General features: G+C 31.6%; 16 protein-coding genes. 14 read left to right on the forward strand and 2 right to left on the reverse strand.

What is annotated here, in order from left to right; genetic code table 11:
• Positions 1-77 precede the first annotated feature (77 nt).
• The 7 genes from B3040_RS07775 (at position 78) to B3040_RS07805 (ending at position 12,975) form a co-directional block, all read left to right on the forward strand.
• Positions 78-8,327 carry an RHS repeat-associated core domain-containing protein gene (locus B3040_RS07775; protein WP_291571892.1) on the forward strand — a complete coding sequence of 2,750 codons (8,250 nt, stop codon included), beginning with the start codon at positions 78-80 and terminating at the stop codon, positions 8,325-8,327.
• 5 nt (positions 8,328-8,332) lie between these two features.
• Positions 8,333-8,707, forward strand: a complete 375-nt coding sequence (locus B3040_RS07780; protein ID WP_291571895.1) for a hypothetical protein — start codon at positions 8,333-8,335, stop codon at positions 8,705-8,707.
• Between the two features lie 503 nt (positions 8,708-9,210).
• On the forward strand, positions 9,211-10,830 hold the full coding sequence (locus B3040_RS07785; protein ID WP_291571897.1) for an RHS repeat-associated core domain-containing protein: 1,620 nt from the start codon (positions 9,211-9,213) through the stop codon (positions 10,828-10,830).
• A gap of 18 nt (positions 10,831-10,848) precedes the next feature.
• Positions 10,849-11,238 (forward strand): hypothetical protein, encoded by a 390-nt coding sequence (locus B3040_RS07790; RefSeq protein ID WP_291571899.1) that lies wholly within the window; start codon positions 10,849-10,851, stop codon positions 11,236-11,238.
• 14 nt (positions 11,239-11,252) lie between these two features.
• Entirely contained in the window at positions 11,253-11,561 is a 309-nt protein-coding gene (locus tag B3040_RS07795; protein ID WP_291571901.1) for a hypothetical protein, read from the forward strand.
• A gap of 331 nt (positions 11,562-11,892) precedes the next feature.
• On the forward strand, positions 11,893-12,375 hold the full coding sequence (locus tag B3040_RS07800; RefSeq protein ID WP_349679168.1) for an AHH domain-containing protein: 483 nt from the start codon (positions 11,893-11,895) through the stop codon (positions 12,373-12,375).
• A 12-nt stretch (positions 12,376-12,387) separates the two neighbouring features.
• Entirely contained in the window at positions 12,388-12,975 is a 588-nt protein-coding gene (locus B3040_RS07805) for an imm11 family protein (RefSeq protein WP_291571902.1), read from the forward strand.
• A gap of 651 nt (positions 12,976-13,626) precedes the next feature.
• Here the strand turns inward: B3040_RS07805 and B3040_RS07810 are convergent.
• On the reverse strand, positions 13,627-15,204 hold the full coding sequence (locus B3040_RS07810) for a DEAD/DEAH box helicase (RefSeq protein WP_291571904.1): 1,578 nt from the start codon (positions 15,202-15,204) through the stop codon (positions 13,627-13,629).
• Positions 15,205-15,666: 462 nt separating this feature from the next.
• Between B3040_RS07810 and B3040_RS07815 the strand changes: the two genes are divergently transcribed.
• The 3 genes from B3040_RS07815 to B3040_RS07825 all read left to right on the forward strand — a co-directional run bounded on the left by B3040_RS07815 (position 15,667) and on the right by B3040_RS07825 (position 19,155).
• A complete protein-coding gene (locus tag B3040_RS07815) occupies positions 15,667-16,920 on the forward strand; it encodes a M16 family metallopeptidase (RefSeq protein ID WP_291571906.1) in 1,254 nt (417 codons plus the stop codon).
• Positions 16,920-17,765: a recombination regulator RecX gene (gene recX, locus B3040_RS07820; protein ID WP_291571907.1), complete on the forward strand. Its 846-nt coding sequence runs from the start codon at positions 16,920-16,922 to the stop codon at positions 17,763-17,765. The genes B3040_RS07815 and recX overlap by 1 nt, the downstream gene beginning before the upstream one ends.
• A 160-nt stretch (positions 17,766-17,925) precedes the next feature.
• Positions 17,926-19,155 (forward strand): transglutaminase-like domain-containing protein, encoded by a 1,230-nt coding sequence (locus B3040_RS07825; protein ID WP_291571911.1) that lies wholly within the window; start codon positions 17,926-17,928, stop codon positions 19,153-19,155.
• A 30-nt stretch (positions 19,156-19,185) separates the two neighbouring features.
• On the opposite strand, the gene B3040_RS07830 is transcribed toward B3040_RS07825, so the two are convergent.
• On the reverse strand, positions 19,186-19,542 hold the full coding sequence (locus tag B3040_RS07830) for a tetratricopeptide repeat protein (RefSeq protein WP_017414732.1): 357 nt from the start codon (positions 19,540-19,542) through the stop codon (positions 19,186-19,188).
• 1,134 nt (positions 19,543-20,676) lie between these two features.
• Between B3040_RS07830 and B3040_RS07835 the strand changes: the two genes are divergently transcribed.
• From B3040_RS07835 to B3040_RS07850, 4 genes are all read left to right on the forward strand, one after another.
• Positions 20,677-20,826, forward strand: a complete 150-nt coding sequence (locus B3040_RS07835; protein WP_291571914.1) for a hypothetical protein — start codon at positions 20,677-20,679, stop codon at positions 20,824-20,826.
• A 314-nt stretch (positions 20,827-21,140) separates the two neighbouring features.
• Positions 21,141-21,290: a hypothetical protein gene (locus B3040_RS07840; protein WP_291571916.1), complete on the forward strand. Its 150-nt coding sequence runs from the start codon at positions 21,141-21,143 to the stop codon at positions 21,288-21,290.
• 109 nt (positions 21,291-21,399) lie between these two features.
• Complete coding sequence (locus B3040_RS07845; protein ID WP_291571918.1) at positions 21,400-22,731, forward strand: radical SAM/SPASM domain-containing protein; 1,332 nt, start codon at positions 21,400-21,402, stop codon at positions 22,729-22,731.
• Between the two features lie 9 nt (positions 22,732-22,740).
• Positions 22,741-24,348, forward strand: a complete 1,608-nt coding sequence (locus B3040_RS07850) for an ABC transporter ATP-binding protein (protein ID WP_291571920.1) — start codon at positions 22,741-22,743, stop codon at positions 24,346-24,348.
• Positions 24,349-24,693 lie beyond the last annotated feature (345 nt).

Here is a 24,693-nt window from a genome sequence, read left to right on the forward strand (position 1 = left end):
CACAAAATAATCCATTTGAAGAAAGAAGACCAAAAATTCAAATCGTATATGAACTGGTAGATGGTGTAGATACTAACATGCCTTTTGGCGCTCCAAATATAAATTTAAGACCAATTACTGAGCATGATAGTGAAGGAAGTCTTAAAGTTGATGGAATCTCTATAGATGGATTAGTAAAGCCAAGTTCTACAATAAACTACGAGTTAGACGTTGAAAATCCAGATTTTAAGGGAAGTGCTGAGGCTGGCTATATCTACAAATATCCTGATGGTGCTATGTATTCAAGCCTCTTCCCTAAGGCTTATGTGCATAAGGGAAAGGACAGTAACTGGCAAGCAGACAAGATATTGACACCTAAGCTAAATCAGCTTTATAGAATTAAGGCTACGGCCACCTTAGATGGACAAACTAGTGAGACAGGTTATAGTGATTATTTTCAGATTTATCAAGTTCAAATGAAGGACACTATACCGTATATAGCAAGCTTTTATGGAGTTCCTAATTCTGTAATAATGAGTGATAACAGAGTTGGAGATACTCTACTTGTGGAAGGGAATACTCTTTTTATAAGAAACCCTAAGAAAAATGCAGGTAAGCCATATACACCTCCATCTCTAACAGATGCCAGAAAGAAAGAAATAGATAGTGCACTTATGGGAAGAAAGAAGCATTGTATATACGGCTTCGAGCCAATAAATCTACTTACAGGTAACTTTCTATATGAAGCTGATGATGCTAGCACAACTGATTATAATGGAAATTTTTTAATAAGAAGAACCTATAACGCAATGCAAGAAACCCATGATGGATATTTTGGGGTAAAGTGGGACTTTAACTTTAATAAATCTCTATCAGCACTGGCAGATGGAACCATAATATTCAATCAAGGTGACGGAAGTACTATTTACTATAGAAAAGGCAGTGATGGAAGCTATAGTGGACCTGTAGGACAAAATCTAAAGCTTTCTTTAGTAAATGATGAAACCAGAGAAAATATAGGCTATCAAATAACTGATGGTATAACCACATACATATTTAACAAAATGGGCCTTTTAGATTCTCAAATTGATGAAAAGGGCAATATTACAAAGTTAGCCTACAATGAAGATTATAAGCTTACTAGTATAACTTCTCCTTCAGGAAAGGTTTTTGGAATAACTCTAAATGAGGAAGGTAGAATAAGTACAATAACACTGCCAAACCAAAGTGTTTTAAAGTATAGCTATGATGAAAATGGAAATTTAGTTTCTTATATAGATGCCAACAAACATGAAACTAAGTATCAGTATGATGAAAAGGGTAGAATGGTATCCTTCAATGATGCTAAGGGAAACAAACCTATCATTAACACTTACGATGACCAAAATCGTATTACTGTTCAAGAAGATGCTGAGGGTAAGAAAATATATATAAGTTATCATGAGGGATACAATGAAACAACAGATGCAAATGGTAACAAAACTCAATACTACTATGATGAACAGTACAGAATAACTAAAACCGTAAAACCAGATGGAACTGTAGAAACCTTAAGCTATGATAACAATAACAATGTAAAATCCTCTACAGATGCTTTAGGTCATACTACTACTTATGAGTATGACAGCAGAGGAAATAAACTTAAGGAACATAGGTTTGACGGAAAGGTTAAGACCTTTGAGTATGATAGTAAGGACAATCCTGTAGCAATTACTGACTTCAAAGGAAACACTACCTCAATGACTTATGATAGCAATGGAAATCTTATAAAGGCTACACAAGCTAATAAGTCTACTTATGAATATACCTATAATAGCAAGAACCAAGTTGATACAGTAAAGGACCCAACAGGAAAGACTTATAAATACGAATATGATGGAGCTAATGTATCAAAAGCCACTGATGCAAAGGGAAATGTATATAAGTATCACTATAATACTATGGGGAAAATTATATCTGTAGAAGATCCCCTAGGTAAGATAACAAGAATAGCTTATGATGATAAAGGCAATGAATTAAGCACCACTTTGCCAGATGGGGGAATCATATCCTATACCTATGATGCTAACGATAACAAAGATTCCGTAACTGACGGTAACAAAAATGTATCAAAGTTTGAATATGATAGCCTAAACAGAATAATTAAATCTATAGATCCTTTTGGTAACATAACTACCTATGCTTATGATGCCAATGGCAATAATATAGAAGAAAAAAATCCATCAGGATATGCGAAAAGCTATGAATATGATAAGTTAAACAGATTGATTAAAGTAATAGATGGTGGAAGTGGAGAGACAACTTACCAAAGAGATGCTCTAGGAAATATTCTCTCTGTAACAGATCCTAATGGGAACCAATCTACCTATGTCTATAATTATGCTGTAAATAAGGTAGAAAAAACTGTAGGACCAAAAGGGCAGACCTTAGTTAATAAGTACGATGATGAAGGTAACCTTCTAGAATTGACACTGCCTGATGGTAATGCTAAGAAGTATAAGTATGATAATTTATATAGATTAGTACAGTTTACAGATACAAATGGAGTAGTCACTGATACTACTTATGATAATTTAGGCAGAATTTCCTACATGAAGGATAGCTTAAATAGAGAGTACTACTATAACTATGATGATAATGGAAATCTAGTGAGCACAAAGGATCCTCTAGGCTATATAGTAAGCTACACCTATGATGGAAGAAACCAATTAACTTCCTTAACGGATGAAGAAGGAAAAACTACAAAGTACAGCTACACTGATACAGGTAATCTAAAGGCTGTGACAGATCCACTTGGAAGCATAAAATCCTATGAGTATGATTCAAATGGTAATTTGAAAGCAGAGATTTCACCAAATGGCGGTAAACATATATATAATTACGATGGATTGAATAGGTTAACCTTTGTTGAAGATCCTCTTAAAAATATTACTCAGTATGTTTATGATAATGCAGGTAATGTTGCTAAGATGATAGACCCACTAGGTAAGGAAACTGTATATGAGTACAATGGTAATAGACTTCAAACCAAGATAACTGATGCTTTAGGTGAAGTTGTTCAGATGAAGTACGATAAAAATGGCAACTTAATCAGTTTAGTATATCCAAATGGTGACAATGCAGCTATGTCATATGATGAAAGCAATAGATTAGTTTCTGAAACTGATGCTGCAGGAGTTAAGAAGAGTTATAGCTATGACACCATGAATAGACTAATAAGCCAAGAGGATACTGCAGGAAATAAACTTACCAATGTATATGATAACAAGGGAAGACTTATAGAGCAGAAGGATGTAATAGGAAGAACTATAAAGTACAGCTATGATTTAGCGGGAAATATAATATCCAAGACTGGCACGGATGGAAATATAACTACTTATGAATATGACAAGAGAGATAGGACTGTTAAGATTAAAGACCCAGAAGGCAAGATTACTACAATAACTTACGATGGGTTAAACAGAATAACAGAAAAAGTAGAACCTGAAAATAAGAAGTACCAATATGAATATGATGCTATTGGAAATCTTATTAAAGCAATTAATCCTTTAAACCATTCAACTTCATATGCATACGATAAGAACCAAAACTTAACTCAGGCAACTGATGCAAAGGGCGGAGCTAAAAAGTATGAATATGATGCTTTAAACAGGCTTATCAGCTTTGCTGATGAAAAAGGCAATACAACAAACTTAACCTATGATGCTAGAGGCAGTTTGATAAAGGTTCAAGACCCTATGAACAATGTGACTCAGTATAAGTATGATGCCTTAAATAGATTAGAAATGAAGGTAGATGCTCTAGGTTTTGATACTAAGTACCAATACGATAGCCTTAACAATATGATTGGGGAAATTGATGCTAAAGGAAATAAGACAAGCTATGAGTACAATAAGCATGGCATACAAACAAAGAAGATAGATCCTTTAGGAGGAATAACAGAGTTCCAGTACGACTTAAATGATAGACTTATTACTCAAATTAACCCTATGGGAGAAACCTACAGTTATTCTTATGACCAGGTTCAAAGAATAACCTCCATAACCGATGCTGAAGGATATTCAAAGAGCTTTGGTTATGATGGATTAGGCAATTTAACAAAGCAGTCAGATTCAGAAGGTAACACTACAACTTACAATTACGATAAGATGCACAGACTACTAACAGAAAAGAATACTGTAGGAAATGTAACCTCTTATGGATATAATGCTGCAGGAAATATGAATTCTCTTAAAGAGCCTAATGGGAATATGAGATTTTATGAATATGATGCCTTAGATAGAGTTAATAAGGCTACAGATCCAGAAGGGAATATTACAAAAATTGAATATGATTCCTTAGGAAACGTAACTAAGGTAACTCAGCCAGGAGATAGAGCTTATAAATATACTTATGATGCTGCAAATAATCTTGAGAGTGAAACAAATCCTTTAGGAGAAACTACAAACTATACTTATAATAAAAATAACTTGATAGAGTCCGTTACTAATGCCATTGGAAGCAAAACAGGTTATAAATATAATGCTCTTAACTTAATTTCACAAGTAGTAAATCCAGTAGGAGGAATTACTAAGTATGATTATGATAAGAATCAAAATCTAGCTTCAGTAACTGATGGAAATAGCAATAAAACTTCTTACTCTTACGATGAATTAAATAGATTAGCAAAGGTAACAGATCCAAGAGGCAGTGAAACTAAATATGGCTATGATAAATCAAGTAACCTTATTTCTATGATAAATGGTAATGGAAATGAGACAAAATATAGCCATGATAAATTAGGAAGACTTACTTCTGTAACTAATCCACTTGGAGAAAAAGAAAGCTTTACTTACAATCCAGTAGGAACCTTATCAAGCCATATAAAACCTGATGGAACAAAAACAAACTACGATTATGACAAGCTTAACAGGTTAGTTTCAAAGGAATATAAGGATTCAGAAGGCGATAAGATAAAAGACCAAGATGTAAGCTTTGAGTATGACATAAGCGGAAACCGTACTAAGATGATAGGTGCAGAAGGTGAAACGGACTATAGCTATGACAAGATGGGAAGACTTACTTTAGTTAGCTTCTCTTTAGGTGAAGAAGTAGCCTATAAGTTTGACAGCCTTGGAAGAAAGTCTAAGGTAATCTATCCAGATGGAAATTATGTAAAATACAACTATGATGCTCTAGATAGATTGACTTATACAGAAAACTGGAATGGTGAGAAAACCTATTATACTTATGATAGTGCAGGAAGAAGAAAGGAAGCCTTACTTCCAAATGGTACTAAAGTAATTTACAGTTATGATGGAGCAGATAGAATCATTAAGCTTGAAAACATCAGTAAGGATGGAGTTCTCATATCCAGCTTTGAATATGAGTATGATAACACTGGAAACATCATAAAGGAAAAGGCTGTAAATGGAGATGAAAGCTATGTAAGAACTTATAGCTATGATGGATCAAATGAAATAACCTCCTTTACTGAGGAAAGTCATGAAGAGGATGGAAAAGTTGAAACTAAAAAATATGATTATAGCTATGATAAAGCAGGTAACCGTATAGCAGTACAAGTAAAAGATGAGGATGAAGAGGCTGAAATCACTACCTATAGCTACAATGCTGGTGATGAGCTGGTTAGTGAAAAAACTGAAGACACTAACATAAAATATGAGTATGATAAGAATGGAAACAGACTTAAAAAGATTCGTCCTGGTCATAAAGTAGAGTACTATGAGTATGATTTAGAAGATAGACTAGTTCAGCTTACTAATCCAAAGGGAGAAGTACTTACTTTTGGATATGATAGTGACGGCAATAGATTGTTCTCAACTTATGGTGAATATTTCAAACCTCAACCAGATAAGGATGAAGATAGTGGAAGTGATGATTCCTCCGAGGATGGATCAACTTCAGAAGATAATACTTCTAATAATGGTTCAAACTCTGGTGGTAACCCACCAAAGGATAACAATTCAAAGGTAGAAATACCACAAAACCCTGATAACGGAAATCACTATGGCCATGAGAAGGGAATAAATCCTCATCAAGACTTAGCAATAGCTAGGGCAACTAACAGAAGTACTATCAGCCCTGAAGAAAAAATAGAAACCGCCTCTGACACTAATGGAGAAGTTAGTAAAGAAGCAACGGCTGATAATTCTAAGGAAGATATCAAAGCCCCAGAAGCTAAAGAAGAGTCTAAAGGAGACGTAAAAGAAGAAGCTAAAACTGATAAATCCTTCTTCTCAAACCTTGGAGAAAGTATAAAGGCTGCAGTTGACTATATAGTAAATTTAGTTAAGAAAGCAGTGGACAGCATAGTAGACTTCTTTAAGTGGTTATTTGGAGGTTCTAGTGAAGAACAAGCATCAAGTGGAACCTTCTTCGGAGCAAAGGGCGATAAAGAGAATGAAAGTAATGAGGACAACGGAAACGGTAAAAATAATGGCAAGGGAAATGGTAAGGATAACGGAAAAGATAAAGACAAAGACAAGGATAAAGATAAAGACAATAATGGAAAAGGAAAGGGCAAGGGTAATAATGGAAAGCATTTAGGCTGGTATAAGAGAGCAGAGCATCCAAAGAATCCAGGAAACCAAGACCCTATAGGAACTCCAGAAAATTATGAGATAATAAATTATATCAATGATGTATCACTAGAAAATCCAGAAGTACTGATGACATCAGATGCAAATGGAAACTATACTAATGCCTATACTTATGGTTTAGATAGAATATCAGTAGATAAACTATCGCCAAATAGTGATGCTAAGACTGATCCATTATTCTACTTGTATGATGGACGCGGTAGTGTAGCAAATACAACGAATTCTTTAGGACAAGTAAGAGATAAATATAGATACGACCCATATGGAGAAGTAAAGCACGGAGGGTTCTGGGGAAGTAATGGAACCCATTATGAAAACTTCTATGGATATAATGGAGAAGATTATAATAGGCTTAGTGGTTTAGAATACCTAAGAGCAAGATACTATGAACCAGAGAGTGGAAGATTCTTAACAAGAGATAGTTATCTAGGAGATGTAATGCAACCATTAACCCTAAACAGGTATGCTTATGCATTAAATAATCCTATGATGTATACAGATCCAAGTGGACATTGGCCAGGATGGCTTGATAAGGCGGCATCATCTGTAAAGAATTTTGCAAGTAAGGCAATGGATACTGTATCAAAAGTAGTATCTTATGTGGAAGATGTTGCATCTAATGTTTGGGAACATGCTAAAAAGGCCTATAACTATGTATATGATACTGGTAAACGATGGTTTAACTCAACAAAAGAAAAAGCGAAGTCTTTTGTCACAGAGGCAGAGCAAAAGATTTCATCAGCTAAAGAAAATATAAAAAACACAGCAAATAAGATGGTACAATTAGCAAAGCCAGTAATTTCAACCATAAGTCACCCCAATGAAGTTGTAAGACTAGCAATGGATACTATAAAGAAGGGCTGTGAAGGAGCTCAATATGTAGCAAGCCAAGTCTATAAATATAGTGATAATATAATAAAAGTAGCAACAGGAGTAGTAGCAGTTGTAGCAGGAGTAGCAGCTATAACTATAGCAGCACCGGTTATACTTCCAGCATTAGCAGCCGGAGCCTTAGAAATGGGAATAGTTGCAATAGGTACTGCAGCTCTTGGAACTACAGCAACGGCAATGGGCGCATCAGAAATATCCGGTGGACTATTTGGGGTGAATCCGACAAGAGAGCTAGCAAGCAACGTAGGAATAAGCAATGAAGACTATGATTTAATGTTCGCAATGGTAACTGGTGGAGCTTCTATTGGAGCGAATTATTTAGCCCCTATATCACAAACCAGCAAGCCTTTACCACAAAATACCACTAATAATACTGAGGTGGAGGGTAACCCTAAAATTCAAATTAAGAATCCAAAGGATGCAGGATTAAAACCTGTTACAAAAGGGGTGGCTGAACCTCAAAGAAAACTAATTACAGGTGAAGACTGGAACAGTTATTTTAAAGAGACATATGGTGCTAATAATGTTCAATGGGAAAGTGGAGTTAGCTCTATGAAAGACATACTGGATGTTCCAAGTAATGTAACTAGATTGAAACCACAGCAACTAGCTGAGTTGGCTAGAAAAGAAGGCTGGAGTGTTGAACCATTAGGACAAGGTAGGAAAGCTGGAATACCTTTTGAAGAAGGTGGAGGAATGTCAATAAGAAATCTAAGCAAGAGTGGAGCGACTAATGGTGAATATGTTCAGTATCATCCAGGTAGCACATATCATGATAGCGTTCCTTACTTTAAAGTTTCTTCAGGACAGTATAAAGGAGCTAGGAGATTTAATCTAGATGGAAGTGAGTTGAAATAAATATTATGGAATTAGATGAAAATTTAGAAGCATGGTATGAGAGAGTAGTTGAAGCAACAAAAATGGTTGCAGCACCGTATTCAGTTCAAGTAACTTTATTTCCTAAGAATTTACCAATAGCTGATGAGATAGCACTTAATTTTTGTGATGAAGTTGAATATCAAATCGACTATTTGCTTGAGAATGAATTAATAACAGATATTCAGTATGAGAAAATCAGGCAACTAGGGAAAAAGTTTTCTCAGATGAGTAGTGACAAGACACAAGATTATTGGTCATTAGAAAGTTTGCAGAATTCGGAGCAATGGGGACAATGTAGAAAACTTGCGAGGGAAATACTAGAGATATTTGATGAAAAGCTAGTAGAGGATTTCGAGTAAATACTCAATGACTTCACCAATTTCTGAGTAGAACGGAGCAATACTAACTGCAAAATAGAAAGCTATGTGACTACAAAAAAAGCAAATATGCAAACTACTTGCAAAATAAACAAGAAGTGAAAAACGGCTTACTGCATAATTATGATAATACAGTGAGCTGTAATTAAAAGAAAAATTAAATATATATTATAACAATGATAAGAGTCAGTGTTTCTAATGAAGAAGCATTGGCTCTTTTTCCATGTAAAGAAGTTGAAGGTAGTAAAGATGAGCGTCAAATAATTTAAGATTTCAAAATAAGTCTAGTTGAGGAAGGTAAGAGTCCTAAAACAATAGAAAACTATGTTGGCCATAGCATAGAGTTTATGAGAGCTAAGGGAGTTGAATTCAATAGTATCATTTAACGATTCTACGTAACAAGTTATAAGAACTTCCTAGTAGAGAGTAATTATGAGATAATAAATTATATCAATGATGTATCACTAGAAAATCCAGAAGTACTGATGACATCAGATGCAAATGGAAACTATACTAATGCCTATACTTATGGTTTAGATAGAATATCAGTAGATAAACTATCGCCAAATAGTGATGCTAAGACTGATCCATTATTCTACTTGTATGATGGACGCGGTAGTGTAGCAAATACAACGAATTCTTTAGGACAAGTAAGAGATAAATATAGATACGACCCATATGGAGAAGTAAAGCACGGAGGGTTCTGGGGAAGTAATGGAACCCATTATGAAAACTTCTATGGATATAATGGAGAAGATTATAATAGGCTTAGTGGTTTAGAATACCTAAGAGCAAGATACTATGAACCGGAGAGTGGAAGATTCTTAACAAGAGATAGTTATCTAGGAGATGTAATGCAGCCATTAACCCTAAACAGGTATGCTTATGCATTAAATAATCCTATGATGTATACAGATCCAAGTGGACATTGGCCAGGATGGCTGGATAAGGCTGCATCATCTGCAAAGAACTTTGTAAGCAATGCAGTGGACACTGTATCAAACTATGTATCAAAAGCAGTATCTTATGTGCAAGATGTTGTATCTACTGGTTGGGGGTATGTTAAGAAAGCCTATAACTATGTAGCAGACAATGTTAAAAGCTGGTATAACTCAACAAAGAAAACAGTGGATTCTTATGTCACAAAGGCAGAGCAAAAGATTTCATCAGCTAAAGAAAATATAAAAAATACAGTAAACAAAATAGCGAAATTAGCAAAACCAGTAATTACTACCAGAAACTATCCTAATGAAGTTGTAAGAGCAGAAATGGATACTATAAAGAAGAGCTGTGAAGGAGCTCAGTATTTAGGAACCCAAGATTATAAATATAAAGAACAGGTATTGGCAGGAAATCGACTAGATGGAGCTAATAGCGTAATGTTATTATCAACAGGAAATGCGGCAGATGATGTTAGTGGTGTAGTGAAAAATGAAAATAGTATATTAGATTTCATAATAAAAGTAGGAACAGGAGTAGGAGCAGTTGTATTAGGAGTAGGAGCTATAGCTGCAGCAGCACCGGTTATACTTCCAGCATTAGCAGCAGGAGCCTTAGAAATGGGAATAGTTGCAATAGTTACTGCAGTGTTTGGAACTACAGTAACTGCAATGGGAGCATCAGAAATATCTGATGGACTATTTGGAGTGAATCCGGCAAGAGATCTAGCAAGCAGCTTCGGAATAAGCAATGAGGACTATGATTTAGCATTTGGAATAGTAGCTGGCGGAGCTTCTATTGGAACGAATATTTTAGCCCCTATAACAAAAAATCCTACTAGTGCTATTAAGGGTGGGGTTAACACTCAAATACCAAAAACAAGGGAGGCATTACATAAAAACCTCTTAGATAAAGGATATAGGTGTAATGGAACGTCCGAGGGTGGTTATGTCACATATATGCATCCAGATGGTAGAAGAGTGGATATTAGACCAAATGGGGAAGTAATAAATACACTCAAAGAATGGTTACCCGACCACTCAAGAAAAATAATCAAAAGATACTTTTTTGATGGTACAGAAGTACCAAATGGAGGGCACAATACTGGGGAATTTGTTGATCCGATAGGTGAAGGAACATTCTTACCACCTAAACCAAGTAATTAAAAAATGGAGGAAAGATGTATGCAAAGTGTTTTTAAAGAAGTAATGCTCAGCAGATTACTATTTAGTGAAGGGAAACATGATGTTAAGTTTGAGTTTTATGACTCATATAGTGGAGTTGATATAGGTCAAGTAATTTGTAAAAATATATTTTCATTTAATTTCAATACTGCATTTGTTCCAAATGAAGAAAGTTTTCCGTGTTTTGTTTTAGATGTGGCAATAGAGCAGCTTATTAAAGAAGAAGTTGTCGAGCAATTTAAAAAGTCAAATTATAGTTACACAGATGGAGGGCAACCTGTAATACCTCAAAGTGAGCAATACTGGATATTTAAGATTCAAGGAGGGCCTTTAGATATTAAAATTATTTGTGATAAAATTGAGACCACAAAGTTTAATGAAGATAAATAAATAGAGGTAACTTTATGAAGAAAATAAAGGTATATTTTGATTATCAATGTTTTCCTATTTGGATATATGATAACAATGGAGACCTGATAGGAAATGACTTGCCTAAGGAATTAATAGATGATAAACAAGTAGAAGATACTTTTGTAAATATTCAAAGTATCTATGATAGCCTATTTACTGATAATTCAATAGAGTTTAAGTACATTGGCTTTAGTAGTGAAACAGAGAGAGAAGAGTATCTAAAAATAGTAGACGATGCAGTAAAGCTATTAAAAACAAAACTTGGTGATTCATATGTTATTGAGCAGAGCGTTGAAGTATAAAACTATGCAAGTCTATTATGCTTGCTGCATAATAATCATAAAACTCACTTCAAAATACAGCATGAGTTAATAAGTCAAAAGAATCCTTTTGATTATGATAATTGTACTAACTTTTCAAAAGATAGAACCCACTGCATAATTTCAATAATGCAGCAAGATAAGCTCTAAATGAACTAGCTGAAAAATAAGTAGGCTAGTTCATTGCATTTTTGAGTGATAAAATAGTGGTAGATCTTGAAAACAGTAGACTCTACCACTAAAAGATAATAAGACATACTCTGCCCAAGGGATCAGAGTATGCTTTGTAGCAGGTACGGCGATAGTAACAGAATTGGGAGATAAACCTATAGAAAATATCAAAGTAGGTGATAAGGTATATTCCCAAAATGTAGATACTGGTGAAAAAGGATACAAAGAAGTAAAGAATGTATTTGTAAAAGAAACAAGCACTTTAGTACACTTGGAAGTGGACGGAATTAAGATAGACGCAACTGAAGTTCATCCATATAAGAATGCAGCTCATCATATTGTTCCTTGGAATGACGCAAGAGCATTAGATGCAAGAAATATATTAGATGGTTTCTGTATTGATTATAATTCTGCTACGAATGGTGTGTTTTTACCAATGGAGAAAAATGCATATACAGGAGATGTAGTGCAACATATTGGAAATCATAGTGCTGAGTATATTCAGACTGTAACAACTAGATTGCAAGAAGTAGTTGATGCTGGTGGCAGCAGTGCAGATGCAGTTTCTGCATTAAATAAAATACGTGAAGAACTGCCTAATGGTACATTAAAATTAAACAAATAAGGGAGTGATTAAGTGAAAATATGGAGATTAGAAATCGATTTTGGAGAGTATGAGTCCTTTCAATTAGTAAATAAAGATAAACAATTTTTAAGAGAATTCAAGAACAAAATACTGAGTGGAAAGCCTCAAAATGGTGAGCTAGATAATATGGAAATTGAAATTGTAGAAGGTGAGATAGCTACTGACTTACCAAAGTTCTGGAGTGCTTCAGGTACTATGTTATTTAGTGAGAAATCGAAGAATTGTTTAGAAAGTCTAATCAGCGATTGTGTTGAGCTTATACCAATAAAGTACCAAAACACAACAATTTATATGGTAAATATATTATGTTTGACTGATACGATTGATTATAGTAATGCGATACTTAAAAAGCTTGACTCTGGGCTAGTAGTAGGAGTAGAAAGTTATTCATTTGTGACTAGTAAAATACAAGACTTTAACATGTTTAAACTTATGTTGAATGGTAGAATTTATTCTACTGAGATATTTGTAACTTCAGAATTTAAAACAAGAGTAGAGGAAAATAAATTACTAGGATTTAAATTTGTGGAAGTATGGATTCAAATTCTTAAACTAGATTCATTAAAATATATTTTCTAACTGAAAGAAAGTATTTATTAAGGTGATGAAATGGATTTTTATATCAATCCATTAACATTTGATGTTTATATAATAGCAAGTTATACTGGATAATTGTAATTAAGCAGTGATAAAGTAATGGTAGATGTTAAAAAAATAGCCTTGTTATAGGAATAAATACCTATAACAAGGCTATTTTAGTTATGTGAAGTAGTTATGTGAAATTAAAGTCTTAATTTAAACGTAACTACAGATTTAAACAAACATTAAAGAAGAATAATTGCTTAATTTATTTATTAAAGCAAAAGCTAAACTAGAGTCTATTGACCTGGTGTGTAAATAGTATATAAGTAAGTACTCCAATATTAAAATAATAAGTAAAGTTATAAATATCTTTTTAAATAATTTCATATACACCACCTCAATTTAGTATATGAGATTAAAAGCTATAAAGTTACAAAAACACAAGGGATTTTAATTACCTTTTTCAATAGAGCAATACCATGTATTCACGAAAACTATTAAAGAAATTACATCTATTTGTATTTTTCACAGGTGCTTAGAAAGCAACTATATCAAGGGATTTTTGGATTTTAAGCTAAAAAGGAGAATTTCCTATATAATAAAAAAAGCAGCAAAGGACAACTTTAAATGTCTTTTGCTGCTTTTATATTATCTTCTTTTTTTGTTAGAAACTTCGATGTTAACTCTTCTTTTTCCTATTTTATTGCCACTGCAGTTAGCAATTATTCCATCAACTAAACTTTCAGGAACATCTATGAAAGAAAACTTATCTAAAATATCAATTCTTCCGATATCTTTGCTCTTAACTCCAGCTGACTCATCTAAGAATTTAATAATATCTTTTGGAGTTGCTTTGTCAAGTTTTCCTACAGACATAAATAGTCTTGTCATATCATCTGTAGAAACAGAATCTTCTGTATCACCGTACTCATAGTTTGTTTCTTTGTCAAAGAGTAACTTAACAAGAGAAGCAGTAACATCTTCTGCACCATATTCATTTATTAATTCCTTAGCCATTGGAAGGAAGTTTTCGTATAGGTTCTCTTCTAAAGTTCCTTTAATATTATCAAGGATACTTCCAGATTTTGCAGAGAAGATATCTGCAAGAGTAGGAATTTCCTTTTTATCAATTTTGCTCTTAGTATCATGTTCTATTTGTCTAATAGCAGAAACTTCTTTTCTTGAAACGAAGCTATAAGCAGTACCTTCTTTATTAGCTCTTCCAGTTCTACCTATTCTATGAACATAGGACTCAGTATCCTGTGGTAGGTCATAGTTTATAACATGAGTAACATCTTCTACATCTATTCCTCTTGCAGCTACATCTGTTGCAATAAGGAAGTTAAGATTTCCACCTTTAAACTTTTTAAGAGTGTTCATTCTTTGAGTCTGTTTCATGTCTCCGTGCATACCTTCAACTACGTAACCTTTACCTTGCATAGCTTCAACTAATTCATCTACACCTTTTTTAGTTTTGCAGAATAATATTCCTGTTTTAGGATTATCTACATCTAAAACTCTACATAAGGATTCAAACTTGTTTGCAGAATTAACTATAAAGTAATACTGTTTTATTTTTGAAACTGTCATAGATTTTTTAGCAATGGTTATGTGTTCTGTTTCGGGTTTCATGTAGTTTTTAGCAAGGTTTTTAATCTGTCTTGGCATAGTTGCAGAGAATAAAAGTGTCTGTCTATCTTCACTCAAGTGGCTAAGTATGCTTTCAATATCTTCAATAAAGCCCATATTAAGCATCTCATCAGCTTCATCTAAAACTAAAAATTTAACATTTTCAAGTTTTAAAGTTCTTCTGTTAATATGATCAATTATTCTTCCAGGAGTACCAATTACAATATCTACTCCTTTTTTTAATGGACCAAGTTGTTTATCAAAGGATTGACCACCATATATAGGAAGGATTTTATATCTCTCATACTTTGAAATTTTGGAAAGTTCTTCGCTAACTTGAATTGCAAGCTCTCTTGTAGGTGCTAGTATAAGTGTTTGTACTTTTCCGCTAGGGGGAGCCATTTGGCTTAAAATAGGAGCACCGAAGGCTAAAGTTTTACCAGTACCAGTTTGAGCCTGCCCTATTAAGTCGCATCCTTGCAAACTTACAGGGATACTTTTTGCTTGTATATCACTTGGATTTTCAAATTTTAAGTCATTTATAGCATTAAGGACTGTGTCTTTAAGTCCTAATTCATCGAATCTAATTTTGTTCATTCATATTCCTCTTCTCTAATTTTCTAAAATACATCTAATAGTAACACAATATGATAATAATAGCAAACACAATTAAAAATATAATGTGTTTTTTACTATTATTAACATATTTATAACAAAATATTTAATGTCTAAATAAATAATTTTTAAAACTTATTGATATTTATGTAAGATAACCCAAGAAAGCCCTGTGCTAGGTCACCTTACAAAATAAAAATTAAATGGTATAATGTATTATACTACTTAATTAGGAAGATAAAACTTAGGAGCAATAGTAGAAGAACTCTAAATAATCAGTGAGTTGATTTTCTTCAGCAGCAATAGAAGAAGATTTAACTGGCTAACGAAAAACTAGGAGAAAAGATCCTAAAATGTGGTGAAAGTATTATTGAGGAATATATTAGTTTTATCTTAGAGAGTTATATAATATTGTAGAGCATATAGAGTTATAAAGGAGATTATATGAATAAAGCATCATTTGATACATTACAAACTAAACTTCATAATGGATTAACATTAATTTCAATAAAGAAAGATACACAGATTGCATCTTTGCATATAGGGGTAGCCATTGGAGCCTTGTACGAAAGTCCAAAGGAAAGAGGAATTTCACATTTCATTGAGCATATGGTTTTTAAAGGTACTAAAAACAAAGATAATGAAAAACTAAATAGCGAACTAGAGAATTTAGGTGGAGAGTATAATGCTTACACCGATTATTCTTGCACAGTTTTTAATACTACTACCTTAAATGAAGAGCTAGAAAGCAGCGTAGAATTATTAGGTGATTTAGTTCAAAACTCTATATTCCCTGAGGAAGAAATAAAGAAGGAAAGAGGAGTAATTCTAGCAGAGATAAGAGGAAGCAAGGATGATATAGAAGATTTAAGCTTTCAAAGAATAAATGAGATAGCCTTTGATAAAAGTCCTCTTAAATGGGATATCATCGGTAAGGAATCAATTATAAAAAAGCTTAACAAAAAGCAATTAGTGGAGTTTTATAAAACATATTATGTTCCTAATAATACTACAGTTACCATTGTATCTAATTATGACCATGAAGATATTTTAACCATGGTAAATAGGTGTTTTGGTAAGTGGGAAGAAAAATCAGTATGTAAGCCAAAGGCTATAACTGAAGAAAATAAAAGTGGGATGAAGACTACCTACAAAAAAGATATTGAGCAAAGTACAGTAGTTTATTTATATTCTCTTTCAGGATTAAGCAAAAAAGAAGAGTTGGCACTTAGAATACTTAATAACAAGTTTGGAGAAAGTTCTAATTCTATTCTTTTTAGGGAACTAAGAGAAGAAAGAGGACTGGCTTACGATGTATACACTATGCTAGACTTAACAGAAAATATTAAAACCTTGTATATTTACACTTCTGTTGCTAGTGAAAATGTAGATGAAACAATAAATGTTATTGATAATTGCATACAAAACGTAAAAGAGGGAAAAATTGTATTTGATGATAGTACTATAAAATTAATGAAAAAGATTTTTAAAACTGCGGTAGCTTCAACCTTAGAAGATTCTACAGACCTTGGAAATTATGTACTTCATCAAGCTATGGAAAATGAAGATATTTATCAATTTAATGAAGATATGAAAAACATGGATGACATTAATAGTGAGGATTTATACCAGGTGGCAAGGAAAGTATTAAATAATCCAACAATTCATGTTTTATTATCACAAAGGGATGAAGATTAATGAAAAGTATAATCACATCAATAGAGGTTCAAAAAAGGAATAAAGATAGAGTAAATATCTTTATAAATCAGGAATTTGCCTTTGCTTGTAGTAATGAATTAATTTATTCCCATGGACTTAGAAAAGGGTTAGAGGTAGATCCTAAAAGGTTAGAACAAGTTGTTAAGGATGATAACTATATAAAGGGAAAAACTTCGGCTTTAAGGTATATTGAAAGAGCTATGAAAACAAAAAAACAGGTAGAAGGTATGCTCTTTAAAAAGGAAATGGAAGAGGAGACAGTAGCTAGAGTTATAGAGTTTCTCATTAGTTATAGCTTCATTGATGACAAAAGGTATGCTGAGTGCTATATGAAGCAAAAGTTAAAGGAAAGTGGAAAAAATAAGATAAAATATGATTTGCTTAAAAAAGGCATAGATGAGGAACTTATAAAAGATTTATTAGCCAGGGTTTCCTATGAGGATGAGAGTAGTGTAGCCTTAGCTTTAGCAGAAAAAAAGGCAAGAATTCTAGGCAAAAGTGAAAGAGATAAAGGAAAGCTTTTAGGAAAGTTAACAAAGTACTTGCTATCAAAGGGTTATACCTATGATTTAATTAATCAGGTTGTAAACAAGGTAGCTCTAACTATTGCTGAAGATGAAGAAGCCCTTGAAGAGGAAGAAGTGGATTTTGAAGAGTTATTAGCTTTAGCACAAAAGAAATATAATGTGCTGAAAAATAACGAGGATAATAAATTAAAACTTAAGAAAAAGCTTCAGGATTTTCTTTTAAGAAAAGGCTATAGCTACGATGAAATAAAAAGTGTGTTAAGTCAAGTAATTGAAAATCAAGAGGAGTTTTATTAATTAGAAATTCTCTTAGTAATAAAATTAATCTTATTTTATACACTTTTGGTGTTATATTTTCATAAAGTAATTTAGGTGCACCAATAAGTAAGTGGTTAGTGCAGTAGAAAATTTAGTTCCAAGTGGCTAAATATAAATTTATATCGAAGAAGGTGAGGTTATGAGTACAAATATTTTAAGTTCCATTAATGTTAATATATTTTCTATGTTTGGTGGAGTAAATATAGTTAGCTTAGTGCTCTATGCTGTTTTACTTTATCCTTTAATAGTTGGTTTTTTATTTAAATTAAGTAGTGAGGCATTGTTAAATACAATAAAAAGCCTATTTAGTACCTTAGCCTTATTATTTTCTCTTATGATAAGCTCAACTATAGTAAAAGAGGTATTCATTAGTGATAAGTATAAGATTATGGACTATATCAATAGTAAGGTAGGCACATCAATGGCTACGTTGATAGAAACAAGACCTCAGCTATTTATGGGGATAATTCTTGTGATACTTATACTTATAATACATCAATTGTTAAAGTTATTAATCCATATAATTAGTGAAATAGGATTATCTCCTCTGCTTCAGGGTTTAGATAATTTAATAAAAAGAGGTGGAGGAATTTTAAGAAGAGTATTTGGAGTGATTTTTCAAATTCCTAGAGCGTTGTGCTATACAATTATCCTTACTTTTTTACTTAACTATATGTCCATGATTAATATAAGTAAAGAGCTTAATTCTACTTTAGAGAGTTCAAAAATATATAATTACTTTTCAGAAAAGGCAGTTATGCCTATAACAAAGTCTGAGCTGGCTAAAAGCTTGCCTAATATTATTGGAGAGTCCTTTAAAATTTCTAGTAGTGAAAAGCAATCTATAGATTTAAATAATATTGGATTAGACAACATAGGAAATAATGAGCTAGTTTATTATAATGGAGTTACCTTGGCTCAAGGAGTTAAATCCAATGAAGAAATTAATGCCACTGGTATTTCCGTAGCTTCAAAGGGAAAAAATACCTATAACAAAGCTAAAGAAATATATAAGTGGGTGGGAAGCCAAATAACTTATGATCATGATAAGGCAGTTCAGGTTATGAATAATAACAGAAGTATAGAATCAGGAGCTATTCCAACCTTTTACTCTAAAAAAGGAGTATGCTTTGATTATGCCTGTCTATTTGTAGCCATGGCTAGGGCTAACGGCATGAAGGTTAGGCTTATAGTTGGAGAAGGTTTCAATGGTAAGACATGGATAAGTCACGCTTGGAATGAAGTGTATATTCCAGAAGAAGACAGATGGGTAAATCTAGACCCTACCTTTTATATTGGTGGAAACTACTTTGATAATGAAGGCTTTAACCTAGAGCATAAGAACAGAAAAGTAGCTGGAGAGTGGTAAATAAATTAAAGCAGCTAAGGATTAAATTCCTTAGCTGCTTTTTTTATAACCTTGAAGTATTAACTTTATAGCTCTATCACATTCATCATCAGAGTTGTCTAAGGCCCAGGCAGTATTGAAGTAGTTAAGAGCTTTACCGTTTTCTTTTAACATTGCATAGCAATAAGCTAAGTTAAAATAGTACTTGCTTTCACGTTTGATTTTTAGTGCAGCTTGAATTAGTGGAATAGCACTTTTGTATTCCTTTAATTTAATGAAGCAAACAGCAGAGTTGTAAAGAGAAGCAGCTTCATTTTCCTTTATGTCCACTGATTTTTTATATAAATCAATAGCTCTTTTATAATCCTTCAAATTATAAAGTTCATTTGCTTTGTTAAAATAGCTCACCTCAAGAGACCTCCTAGACAGAATAAAATAATTTATCTAAATACTGTCCCAAAAAATATAGATTTATACAAAGAATATATTAACTTTTCATTAATATTATTCATGGTAATTAAAAATTAATAATATTAAGGATATTACATAAAGTAATAAGTTTAATATTGTACTTATATTACATTTTAATATTTTATAAAATTAGCTATACAGCAGAAACATAAAATATAGAGTGTTTGCCTTAAGTTTTGTAACTTTGTTAACAATAATATCGTTTTATAAGTATCTTAAATCATAAGAAACTAAGTTACACAGAGAAATTTCTAATATTGATAACACTAATACTACTCTATCTTTTCAAACGTAAATCTTTCTGTTTAAGAGTATATGTATAGAAGTTTTTATTGTAACCCTATCAAAAATATTGAGGCAAAGTTTTTACGGTTTGTTGCTATTTCTTACAGAAGATAAGCTTCGCTGTAAAAAAAATAATCGCTTTGAACAGTAAAAAAAGCCTTGCAATTAATTTTATAGAACTTTATGGTTTAATCAACTATTCTTTATTAGAACAAAGAATAGTTTCGTGTATTGGTAGTGAATTTATTTTATTTAGGCTAGTTTTACGAACTAATATATTATACTTGTTTTACAATATATAGAATAAATGAGAAGCAAATAATTATATTTGTTGAGAGTAGAGTATAAAATCAATACTTAGTGACACAATAAAACAAATTTTAAGTATCTATTGATTGTTCATAGATAAGCAACTAGTAATATAGTCGAAAACAGGATATAAAATGATGTCTATATTTTAAAATATATATAATAATTTAATAAAATTTGAAAATAGCAAATAATGCGCGTAAGTATAAAAAAAATAATAAATTTGTTAAAAAAATGGTTGAAATTAAATTAAAGCTTATGTATTATTGAAACATAAGCTTTAATTATATGTTTCGTTTTACTGGTTTAAAAGAAGATATATTTAGCAAAGATGTTGAATGTGTATTAACTTTATTTTAAAAGCATAAATGCAACAAAAAATGATGAAGTTAATATCAAATAAACATACAAGCTATAGATCAAGTGAAAAAAGGAAATGTGTAATTTTGGCAATTATTTTGAAAGGGGGGTATTAGAATGGATATTATTATTCCAAGACAAGGAGGAATCTCAACAGATTCTAATGTATGTGCAGCTTATGGGCAAGCATGCGCGGCTGAATGCGGAACTTTATGTGGATTTTATTGTTCTTGTGTATGTGGCATTAATTTCATTAATGCTGGCTAAATTCAAGTTCATTATTTAGGCTTCATTACTGATTGGAGGAAATGCTGAGAAAATGGAAATTATTATTACAAGGCGTGAAGAGTTTTCAATAGATTCTAATGTGTGCGCAGCCTATGGACAAGCTTGCCCAATTGAATATTGTATTCATTGTGTCTGTTATGGGTATTAATTTTATCTATAGATAATCATAATACTACTTAAGATACGAGAATATCTTTATTACGCGAATGTAGAGTATAATCCAAACTAAGAAGTTGATTACCTATAAAGTTTAATAATCATTCGTGGTTATTGACTAAGAAAGGAGAAGAAAAGTGGACATTATTATTCCAAGACAAGGAGGAATCTCAACAGATTCTAATGTATGCACAGCTTACGGACAAGCATGTGCAGGTGAATGCGGAACTTTATGTGGATTTTACTGTGGGTGTGTATGTGGAATTAATATAATACAATTTTCTTAATAGTTATCTGAAAAATAAAAATATTAGGTAATTTTTCAATTCACTATGAATAGTTTAAAACTTTCATAGTGAATATTCTATAAAATAATATATTATATTGGAGGGCCAAATGGGATATAAAAAATCAGATTATAATATAGTTATAAATACATTAGAAGATGGAAGCACACTATTATATAATTCATTTAGTGGTGCATTTGGAATCTTAAGAAAAGAGATTCAAAATATATATGAAAATATAGAAAGTATTTATATTGAGAATTTAGAACAAGAAGTATGTGAAAAAATAAATGTTATGATTGCAAATGGCTTTATTGTTAATAATAATTTTGATGAATATGGTGTTATGCAAGTACGGGAGAGAGTTGCTAGATATTCTGAGACGAATACTAAATCATTAACTATAGCTCCTACATTAGGATGTAATATGAATTGTCCATATTGCTATGAAGAGAAAAATAATGTAAAAATGGATGACGACATAAAAAAATCATTGGTTGACTTTGTGAAAAAGTACATACAGGGGTCAAAAGGGTTTAATGTATCATGGTATGGTGGAGAGCCATTGCTTGAAAAGGAAACAATAAAGCAATTATCAAGTGAATTTATAAAAATTTGTGATGATTACAAAATTGCATATAGTGCAGCTATAGTTACAAATGGAATATTGCTAGATAGAGAAACAGCGCAAATGCTAAAAAATGACTGCAATGTTAGAATGGCACAAATCACGATTGATGGTATTGGAGATGTTCACAATAAAAGAAGGCGACTTAAAAATAACGGTGATAGTTTTAAGATAATTACTGAAAATATAGAGGAAGTAAGTTCTATAATGCCTATTTCAATTAGAGTAAATATTGATAAAACTAATGTAGATGAAATTAATAAGCTAATTTCATTTTTTTTAGAAGAAAAGCAATGGCATAAAAATGGCAATGTTAGATTTTATTTTGCCCCAGTGATGAATGTAACAGATGCATGTACAGCTAATCAAAGTAGCTGTTTTAATATGGATGAGTTTGGTGAAATATTATCCAAGGTAAGCAGAAAAATTTATAATATGGGCCACATGAAAATTATGCCAAAATTTCTACCTCCTGCTATGGTAACAGGATGTGCAGCTCTTTCGTTGAACACTTATGTCGTAGATCCTAAAGGAGATTTATATAAATGCTGGGATATAGTTGGGATTGAGAAACATAAAGTTGGCAATGTTAAAAGCGGGATTGAACTTAATAGGGAACATGTACAGTGGCTCACACTAGAAAAACCAGAAGCATGTAAAAGTTGTAGTTATGTTCCAATATGCCAAGGGGGATGTCCTTTTATAAGAATGAGAAACAATAATAAAGAAGTTTGCGCACATGACATATTGCAATATAAGGAGAATTTCAAAATTGTATATGAGCAATATATAAGTGAAAAAAGAACATCTTAGGTGAGAAGAATGGATATGTTTAAAGTGATGAAGAAGTATCTAAAAAAATATAGAGTATATATTTTAATTTTTATTATTTTAAACTGCATAACATGGATAACCTCAATCATAATTCCATATTTACTAGGTAATTATGTAGATCAACTAATTGTAAGTATGAGCAAGGACATAGTATTAAAGTTTGCAAAACAAATTGTTGTATTATCAATTTTAGATATTGTAATTTCTTATTTTAGGAATATAAACATGGTAAGAATAAAGTCTAAGGTGTCCTTTGATTTAATTTTTGATACCATCGAACATGTGAAGAGGTTACCACTAACTTATTTTAGAAATAATGACCCAGCATATATCAATCAAAAAATAAATATAGACTCTAATACTGTTACTAATTTTGTTATAGAAAATTTTATAACGATAGTTTTTAGAATTTTTACAATAATAACTTTATTGTTTTTGATTTTAAAACTTAATATTAAAATGTTTGTTCTAATATTAGTTATTATTCCTTTATCAATAACTAACTACTTTTTATTTAGGAAGCCATTATATAATAGTGGGTATGAGTTTCAAGAAACACAGAGCAAGTTTTTTGCTAAAATTAATCAGCAACTATATATAATAAAGTTGATAAAAATTAATTCTTGGTTTGCACCGTTAGCTGAAACTGTAAAGAAATGTTATAATTTGGTTTATGTTAGAGCACTAAATTATGCTAAACAGGTTAATAAGTTCAATAATTCAAACAGCTCCATAAGGTATCTAGCTACAATATCATTAATTTTATTTGGAGGATTTGAGATAGTTAATGAGAGATTAACTATTGGAGAATTTACCATTTTGAATAGTTACTTTTCTATGGTATTAGAATGTATAAATTACTTTTTAAACTTTAGCAAATCATATCAAGATACATTAGTTTCATATTCAAGACTAAAGGATATAAGAGATCAGGATGAAGAGCATAATGGACAACAGTTAATTAATGAAATAGATGTTTTAGAAATCAACAATGTTTCATTTTCTTATGAAAAAGGCAAGAAAGTTATAGAAGATTTCAGTTACACTTTTAAAAAGGGGAAAATTTACTGTTTACTTGGAAATAATGGCACAGGTAAAACAACCTTAATTGATATTATTGCTGGGTTACGATATGATTATCGTGGGGATATTTATATTAATAATTTGGAGATAAAAAAAGTCGATATGTATTCTGTTAGAAAGAATCTTATAGGAGTTGTAGAACAGGAGCCTGTGTTGTTAAAAGATTCTTTAAGAAATAATTTAACTTTTGCAATAGATGAATACAGTGAAGAAATGTTGAATTATTACTGTGAAAAATTTGGTATATACTCACTGATAGATGATGAGGAAAGAGATGAAGGTGAGAGTGCTAATACTTCTGGAGGCGAGAAACAAAAAATATCACTAATTAGGACCTTGTTAAAAGATCCAGATTTAATTATATTAGATGAACCAAGTTCAGCTCTAGACAAACAAAGTATAGTTGTGCTCAATAATATATTAAATAACTTAAAATTAAATAAAATCATTATTATAATAACGCATAATAAAGAAGTTATAGACTTTGCTGATGAAATAATAAGTCTTTCATAAAGTTATAACTCATACTCCATTAGGTTTTAATTTTTATACAATTAGGAAAATGCATAAATATTAAACGTTTACTCCGTTTAAATATTTCCAACTAAATATTCGTTGTTTTTCCACAAAAACTTGTTTAATATATAATAAAAGTGCAGTGTAGTGGATATAAATTACAAATAATAACATGCAAACAAAAATTATACTTTTGTACTTAATCTAATGCATTAATAATATTATATAAGTTGCAATATTATTAATACATTATAAGGTAACTTTAAGCAACTTCTATTAAAGAGAATCTAAAGCAAGATAGAATTATATATTTATGTAATATCTTTGTTACATTCTATATAT

Source organism: Clostridium sp. UBA4548 (genome assembly GCF_002387895.1).
Taxonomy (GTDB): Bacteria; Bacillota; Clostridia; order Clostridiales; family Clostridiaceae; genus Clostridium_J.

Excerpts from the sequence above, each read along its gene's own strand:
- B3040_RS07835 (WP_291571914.1), top strand. The coding sequence starts at position 20,677 with ATGGATATTATTATTCCAAGACAAGGAGGAATCTCAACAGATTCTAAT.
- B3040_RS07845 (WP_291571918.1), top strand. The coding sequence starts at position 21,400 with ATGGGATATAAAAAATCAGATTATAATATAGTTATAAATACATTAGAA.
- B3040_RS07785 (WP_291571897.1), top strand. The coding sequence starts at position 9,211 with ATGACATCAGATGCAAATGGAAACTATACTAATGCCTATACTTATGGT.
- B3040_RS07795 (WP_291571901.1), top strand. The coding sequence starts at position 11,253 with ATGAAGAAAATAAAGGTATATTTTGATTATCAATGTTTTCCTATTTGG.
- recX (WP_291571907.1), top strand. The coding sequence starts at position 16,920 with ATGAAAAGTATAATCACATCAATAGAGGTTCAAAAAAGGAATAAAGAT.
- B3040_RS07815 (WP_291571906.1), top strand. The coding sequence starts at position 15,667 with ATGAATAAAGCATCATTTGATACATTACAAACTAAACTTCATAATGGA.
- B3040_RS07790 (WP_291571899.1), top strand. The coding sequence starts at position 10,849 with ATGCAAAGTGTTTTTAAAGAAGTAATGCTCAGCAGATTACTATTTAGT.
- B3040_RS07780 (WP_291571895.1), top strand. The coding sequence starts at position 8,333 with ATGGAATTAGATGAAAATTTAGAAGCATGGTATGAGAGAGTAGTTGAA.
- B3040_RS07850 (WP_291571920.1), top strand. The coding sequence starts at position 22,741 with ATGGATATGTTTAAAGTGATGAAGAAGTATCTAAAAAAATATAGAGTA.
- B3040_RS07810 (WP_291571904.1), bottom strand. The coding sequence starts at position 15,204 with ATGAACAAAATTAGATTCGATGAATTAGGACTTAAAGACACAGTCCTT.
- B3040_RS07775 (WP_291571892.1), top strand. The coding sequence starts at position 78 with ATGCCTTTTGGCGCTCCAAATATAAATTTAAGACCAATTACTGAGCAT.
- B3040_RS07825 (WP_291571911.1), top strand. The coding sequence starts at position 17,926 with ATGAGTACAAATATTTTAAGTTCCATTAATGTTAATATATTTTCTATG.